Genomic DNA, 6,773 nt, shown 5'->3' with positions numbered 1-6,773 from the left:
TACACAAAGATATACTTATTGCTAAAACAGATATAAACGAAGTAGATAAGCATCTAGATAGAATTGACAATAATATGAATTTTGTAGAAATGGCTACATCTAAAAATTGGAATGAGATTGCAAGACTTAAATCAATTAAATAAAGTAGTACATAAAAAGGACACTTAAAGTATTGAGTGTCTTTTATATAACTCTTTAATATGGTATTATTAAACAATAATATCATTGGAGGTACGATGAATGTATGAACAGAGAAAAGCAAAAGTATTATTTACTACAAGTGGAGGAACTGCAAGTAAAGGCTCAGTCACAAATAGAATAACAATTCCTACTAATTGGATTAAACAAATGGATATAACTAAATTAGATAGGGAAGTTACACTAACTTTTGATGGGGAAAAAATAATAATAGAAAAAATAACTGAGTAGATGTAAAATCTACTCAAAAAAACACTTGACTTATTCGGACAGAATGCGTTATAATAAAAATACACAAACCAAATAAAAAAATTTAACAAATCATTCGGACAGAATAAATAAAAAAAGGGGGATATAAAAATGAAAAACCTTTATTGTTATTTTGATTTAGAAGCTTTTGCAAGAGATTTAGAGCCTTATAAAAGCAGAATAATTGATGACTATATAGATGAAGATGAAATAGAATACTACAACAATATGGATACTATTGAATTTGCTAAACTTTACATTGGAGAATCAGAAAATATTAAATATTTAGCTAAAGAAATACTTGAAAGATATTTTGACTATGACAAGTATGGAAAAGATACTCTATTAATACTGTCATCAAATAACTAAATTAAAAGTTTTAGGGCGTTCTTTAAAAACGCCACTTCCAATAAAAAAATTGAAAGGGGAATAAATTATGAAAAAATTAATAATCAAGATAAAATTGTTGTTTGAAAAAGATTTAGATAGTAGTTATTGGAGCAATACAGAAAGTATTTTATTAAAATATGGAAATAGCAATCAATTAGAATTATTGAAACAGGCTAATAAATTATAAGGAGGTAATAACATGAATAGAATAGTAGTATTTTACGATAATGAAGACCATCCAGTTTTTCAAGTACTTGTAAGAAATGTAAAAAAATATACTAGAAAAAATATAATAGTTGAATTAGTGGAGGATTATATTGAAAATAATACAGGTGAAATTGATTTAAAAGATAAGGGAATATGTGACATTGTAAGTTGGGAAGTATTTACTATAACGGATACAAAAGTATATAATTTATTATTCGATTTAAAATTAGATTATGATAGCTTAATTGATAATAAAAATAATGTAGATACAAGAGATTGTAATACAGATGATAGTAATATAGGGAGTTATAATAAAGGAGATTGTAATACAGGACATAGCAATACAGGTGATAGGAATACAGGACATGGTAATATAGGAAGTTACGATACAGGTGATAGGAATACAGGAGATTGGAATACAGGTGATAGGAATACAGGAGATTGGAATACAGGAGATGACAATAGAGGGAATCGTAATTCAGGACATGATAATATAGGGGATAACAATACAGGATATTGTAATGTGGGAGATTCTAATACAGGAAATTATAATATAGGAAAATGTAATACAGGAGAATGGAACATAGGAGACTATAATGCAGGTATATTTTGTACAGATGTTCCAAAGATTAGAATATTTAATAAAGAAACTAATTTAACATATGAGGATTGGATGAATAGCGAGGCACGAAATATTTTAAAAAGAAATAATTATTTAGAAAAATGGATTCGCATTGATGACATGACAGAAGAAGAAAAGGAAAATAATCCAGAATATTTAATCGATCATGGTTATTTGAAAGTATTTTCTACATTCAAAGAGATGTATAAAGATATGTGGGATAGTTTAACTGAAGAAGAAAAGAAAATTATTATGGACATACCTAATTTTGATGCTGATATTTTTAAAGAGATAACTGGAATAGAAGTAAAAATAAAGTAATGAATATAAGAATATAAATAAAATTCAACTTTTAAGTTGATATAAAATATTAGGAGGATATAAAAATGAAAAAAGTATTATTATTTGAAGGTGTAGCTATGGATATTTACGAAGAAGGTTCAGATGTTGGAAATTATAGAATTAGAACTGCCTTTATAGATGGAAATGGAGATAAAATATATTTAGAATTAAGCGGAAATATGCAAAATTGCAAAATTGTAAAAAGATTTGGGTGGTATACACATATTGACCATTGTTTTAATTTAAGCATATCAACTGATGTAAATATTTCAAGAATAAAATTGAATAATACATTTTTTAAGGGATATTCAAAAAGGGAATTAACAAATTATATAAATGAAAATCTTAATTGTAAGTTTGACACTATAGAGGTTTTAGACTGGATGGAAGGCTACAGAGTGCATGGGAATAGAAATGAGTATAATTTAATGGATGACCATAAATTGAACAGAAAAAGAACTATAGCAAGAAATAAAGCTTATGAAAAAATAGATAAAGAAATAATGGAAAAATTAGGAGAAAAATATTCTAAAATAAGTCTTCAGTCTATGGATGAAGAGTCTATAACTATTAGATGTTATACATTTGAAAAAGACTTATACAAAATAGGAATGAGTAAAGATAATAGATTATTAAAAATACCAGTTAATTACTAGATATAGTCAAATATTTAAAAACAGGTGGTTAAGCATTAAAGTAAATAAAATTAAACTCTTAATAAAAAATAGAAAATGGCGGTAAACAAGATGGAAAATAAATTAAGAAGCGTAAATTTTAAACAATTTGAAGACAAGTTTGGAAATTTAATAAAAGAATATGAAATAATAAAGTATTGTAAACATTCAAACGGAAAATGGGTAGAAGATATGAGGTTTAATAGTTCAAGAAATTATTATATTATAGATAATAATTTATATCATAGAATAAATGATAGTTTATTCTTATGTAATATGGATTTTAATAGTTGCATATGTGGAGCATGTTATCAAATTGGAAAAATAATAGAAAATAATAAAAAAATAATAGAAAATAAAATCTTATTTACAGAAGTATGTAAACTTGATAATCAATTATTAATGTTAAGTTTGTATAAACAAAGTTACTCAGATAATACTTCTTTTTATTCTCTTAGAGATAAGTATAATAATTCTAAATTAGAATATGGAAGTAATAATATTGAAGATTTAATAACACAAATAGAAAAAGAAATCCTTTTGAAAGAACAATATATAAAAGAACAAAATGAGACTCTTACAGAACATTTTAAAAAGATTTACAATTGGAAAATCAATATATTTAATAGATTACAGGATATCAAAATTAAGTATTAAAGTAAATAAAATATTAATTTTAATATAATCAGGAGGCAGTCATGACAAGAAGAATATTAGTGTATAAAGAAAATGAGATATATTATGTATCTCAAGAATTTAATGGTGATAAAGCTGAAATGCAAAGATTTAAAAAGAGTGAAAATGTACCATTAAATTCAAATTGGGAAGAAATAATTTTATTATTCGATAGTGTTAAAAATTTAAATGATTTTAAAGAATGTGTTAGAATAGCAGAATTAAAATTCAATTATGATAATGAAAATTTATTTGAAATGGATGAAATGCCTAAATGGGAAGAAATATGGATGGTTATAGGTGGTAAATTAAAATTGTATTCTATATATGGAGAAATTAATTACTATGATAATATGGGCATGGCAAAATAGCAATTCTAAGAAAGTTTTAATAGAAGTAAAAAAAGATAAAAAAAATATAGATGTTTTAATAGCATATACTAATAAAATAAAAGGTAAAGATATGACAATGATACAATCATGGTTACTTGAGGAAGTGAATAAGACAAAAAATAATGGTTATGGAATATACGAACTAATTGATTAGAATATATGAGTTTAATTGATTACATAAATTAAGTTACTATCATTGTTTATATAAAGTTATACATCAATTGATAATGATAGTAACTTGATAAAAATAAAAAATAAATTGGGAGGATATAAAGAAGATGAAAAAAATAACTGATTTAAATAGAGAAGAATTAAAAAGAGTTTATAAAACAAATAGTAAGTTAAGAGAGTATATAAGAAAAGATTATGAAGATAATCAGATGTACATAGTAAGTCAAACATTAGTTTATTTTGAAGACTCATTGTCAAATTATTCAATTGATATTTACAACGATAATTATATAAATATTCGTAATAAAGATAGATTTCTTGAAGGAGTTATAAGAGCAAATGGCGACCATAAATTATTTCACAATAATGATGATACAATTCTTTATGAAACTATAGCTATACAAAATGAATTAAAACACACAGATTATGACGAGGAAAATTATAAGATATTAGAAAATAAATTTAATTTAATGATTGAAGAATTAAAAGAAAATGTTTTAAAAGAATTTAATAATATGACAATGCAAGAAAGTGAAAGTTATTTGTTTGAAGCATTTATAATGACATATGTTGATGATGAGATTAATGACTATGATTTTTATATAGATGAAGATTATGTTTTATATAAAAGAGTGTCATATCTTTAATATAAAATATGAAGTAATAAAGTGTTTAAAATTATATTTTTAATAGGATATTCAAATTATCAAATCACTATTATTATAGGTATATTACTATAGATTAATTGATAATGATAGTGATTTGATAAAACGATTTTAAAAATTATAAAAATGCAAAGGTATAAATACATTAAGAAGTTATTCAAAGAGCTTATACAGGCTTGTACGAGTTCGTAATTATAAACTAGGAGGGTACTAAAATGAAAAATTTAAAAAGTATGATTATAGGAATGTTATTAGGTTTAATTATTATCGGAGTTATTGGAGCAATAGAAGTTAAGGCTGCCGAATTAGATAATTTTTATGTAGAAACTACAGATAGAGTTATTGAAGTGTTAGAAGATGAAAGTGTAGTTTTGTATGATACTAAAAAGCAAGTTTATAATTTCTATCCAGCTTGTCTAGGTGATTGGAACTATAGTTTTAAAAATAAAAAGGATTTGGATAATGCAGTTAATACTTATAAAGAGTTATCAAATACTATAAGTCATTCAAGTAATGTATATGTGATTAATAAGTTAAATAACAATGGAAACATTAAAGTGTTTCTAAATGATGGAAGTTCAATTGTATGTATGAAGAAATATAATAAATATTATTTTTATCCTTCTTGTATGGGTGATTGGTATTTAACATTAGATAATTTAGATGATTTGAATAATTGTATAAAAGCTTATGTAGGAGAATGATATTATGATATGTTATATAAAAGATATACATACAATAAGCCTGTATGATGCTTATAGATGGTCTACAATGGGTTTATACTTTATAGTTAAAGATGGTAAATTTAAAGGATTTACACTATAGTTAAATGATTGAGAAAAGAGTAATTATATTACCTTTTTCTCAATTAAACATCATTATTAATAAATATGGTTTAAAAGATAGTGTAAAAGTTAATACTTTTTGTTAAGATTAATATTATAACAGAATTAAAAAAATGGATGGAAGTGAAGATTGTGCTTTATAAGACTGAAGACTTAAATACTTTTGCAGGTATTGGAAGTTCCAAAGGTGTTTATTATAAATGGAAAGATTCAAATTATTATTATAAGACAGGTACTTTATTTTTTGGAGAATTTAGTCCACTAGAACCTGTTACTGAATGTATATGTAGTGACATAGGAAACTTATTAAATGCAAATAATATACAATATGATTTAGTAAAAGTTCATACAAAGGGAAATTCAGATTTTGAAGAACAAGATATACTTGTGTGTAGAAGTTTAAATTTTTTAAATGACAATGAAGAACAATTTATAACTATGAGAAAACATTATAATAGAAAAGTGGATTATGATACAATTATAGATGATTTCCCAAACTTTAAAGAGTTTTTAAATCAAATGTTAATATTTGATTTCATTGTCAACAATATTGACAGACATTATAATAATTTTGGATATATAAAAAATATTAAAACGAATGAAATTAGATTTGCACCAATATTTGATAATGGATTGAGCTTATATTCCATGTTAGATATAGAAACTTTAAAATTATTGAAAACTAAACCTTTTAATAAAAAAAAGTATGATAAAGCTAAACCTTTTGCAAATAAACATTACTCACAAATAAAATTAATAAAAGAACTTCCACAAATAAATTTAAATTTTGCTGATTCAGATATAGAAAAAATATTATTAAAATATAAAGATGTTATTTCAAAAACTAGAATAGAAATGATATTTAATTTAGTTAAGGAGAGATTACATTATGTTGGACAAATATACACTAATGTTTAAAGATATTCCCATAGGTGATTTTATTTATGATGAAGATAAAGATAAATTTAGTTTTAAATTGTATGATACAGTAGATAATATAAATTATTTGCCACCACTACTATATGACTACACAGATTTAAGGCTTGATTATCAGCCTAATGATAAGAATATAAGAGATTTTATAGGTGATAGAGTCATGCCAGAAGAAAGACATGGGTTAAATAGTATCCTAGAAGGTCTTGGATTAGACTTCTATGATCCTTGGGAGATATGTAAAAAATGTCATGGTTGTTCACATGAGGATTATTGGTGGCTAAAAAAAGAGGGTGACAATTTTGATTGGAGAGAATATCATCAAATTAGTTAATAGTGATTAAAATAACCATTTTAAAAAAATAAATTATTATATAAATAACTCCGAAAGGGGTTATTTTTTTATTTTG

12 protein-coding genes are annotated in these 6,773 nt (G+C 24.0%); all 12 read left to right on the top strand.

Annotated elements, in window-relative coordinates:
* Positions 1-240 precede the first annotated feature (240 nt).
* The 12 genes from IC213_RS19095 to IC213_RS19040 all read left to right on the top strand — a co-directional run bounded on the left by IC213_RS19095 (position 241) and on the right by IC213_RS19040 (position 6,697).
* Positions 241-429, top strand: coding sequence for an AbrB/MazE/SpoVT family DNA-binding domain-containing protein (locus tag IC213_RS19095; protein ID WP_167640929.1), 189 nt, complete (start codon positions 241-243; stop codon positions 427-429).
* A 129-nt stretch (positions 430-558) separates the two neighbouring features.
* Positions 559-816 (top strand): hypothetical protein, encoded by a 258-nt coding sequence (locus tag IC213_RS19090; protein WP_227863477.1) that lies wholly within the window; start codon positions 559-561, stop codon positions 814-816.
* Positions 817-883: 67 nt separating this feature from the next.
* Complete coding sequence (locus IC213_RS19085; protein ID WP_227863476.1) at positions 884-1,024, top strand: hypothetical protein; 141 nt, start codon at positions 884-886, stop codon at positions 1,022-1,024.
* A 12-nt stretch (positions 1,025-1,036) separates the two neighbouring features.
* Positions 1,037-1,987, top strand: coding sequence for a hypothetical protein (locus tag IC213_RS19080; protein WP_227863475.1), 951 nt, complete (start codon positions 1,037-1,039; stop codon positions 1,985-1,987).
* A gap of 65 nt (positions 1,988-2,052) precedes the next feature.
* Positions 2,053-2,664 carry a hypothetical protein gene (locus tag IC213_RS19075; RefSeq protein WP_227863474.1) on the top strand — a complete coding sequence of 204 codons (612 nt, stop codon included), beginning with the start codon at positions 2,053-2,055 and terminating at the stop codon, positions 2,662-2,664.
* Between the two features lie 90 nt (positions 2,665-2,754).
* Positions 2,755-3,339: a hypothetical protein gene (locus tag IC213_RS19070; RefSeq protein ID WP_227863473.1), complete on the top strand. Its 585-nt coding sequence runs from the start codon at positions 2,755-2,757 to the stop codon at positions 3,337-3,339.
* A 41-nt stretch (positions 3,340-3,380) separates the two neighbouring features.
* Entirely contained in the window at positions 3,381-3,728 is a 348-nt protein-coding gene (locus tag IC213_RS19065) for a hypothetical protein (RefSeq protein WP_227863472.1), read from the top strand.
* Positions 3,703-3,903, top strand: a complete 201-nt coding sequence (locus tag IC213_RS19060; RefSeq protein WP_227863471.1) for a hypothetical protein — start codon at positions 3,703-3,705, stop codon at positions 3,901-3,903. Before IC213_RS19065 ends, IC213_RS19060 begins: the two co-directional genes overlap by 26 nt.
* 124 nt (positions 3,904-4,027) lie before the next feature.
* Complete coding sequence (locus tag IC213_RS19055) at positions 4,028-4,567, top strand: hypothetical protein (RefSeq protein ID WP_227853408.1); 540 nt, start codon at positions 4,028-4,030, stop codon at positions 4,565-4,567.
* A gap of 233 nt (positions 4,568-4,800) precedes the next feature.
* The gene (locus tag IC213_RS19050) at positions 4,801-5,289 is read left to right on the top strand and encodes a hypothetical protein (RefSeq protein ID WP_227863470.1); all 489 of its coding nucleotides are present in this window, start codon (positions 4,801-4,803) and stop codon (positions 5,287-5,289) included.
* Positions 5,290-5,562: 273 nt separating this feature from the next.
* Positions 5,563-6,348 (top strand): hypothetical protein, encoded by a 786-nt coding sequence (locus tag IC213_RS19045; RefSeq protein ID WP_227863469.1) that lies wholly within the window; start codon positions 5,563-5,565, stop codon positions 6,346-6,348.
* Positions 6,320-6,697, top strand: coding sequence for a hypothetical protein (locus IC213_RS19040; protein WP_227863468.1), 378 nt, complete (start codon positions 6,320-6,322; stop codon positions 6,695-6,697). The genes IC213_RS19045 and IC213_RS19040 overlap by 29 nt, the downstream gene beginning before the upstream one ends.
* The last annotated feature ends 76 nt before the right edge of the window (positions 6,698-6,773 follow it).

The sequence above is a fragment of the Clostridioides sp. ES-S-0049-02 genome, assembly GCF_020658465.1.
GTDB lineage: Bacteria > Bacillota > Clostridia > Peptostreptococcales > Peptostreptococcaceae > Clostridioides.
The sequence above is the reverse complement of the archived record's forward strand: the minus strand, read 5'-3'. Positions and strand labels throughout refer to the sequence as shown.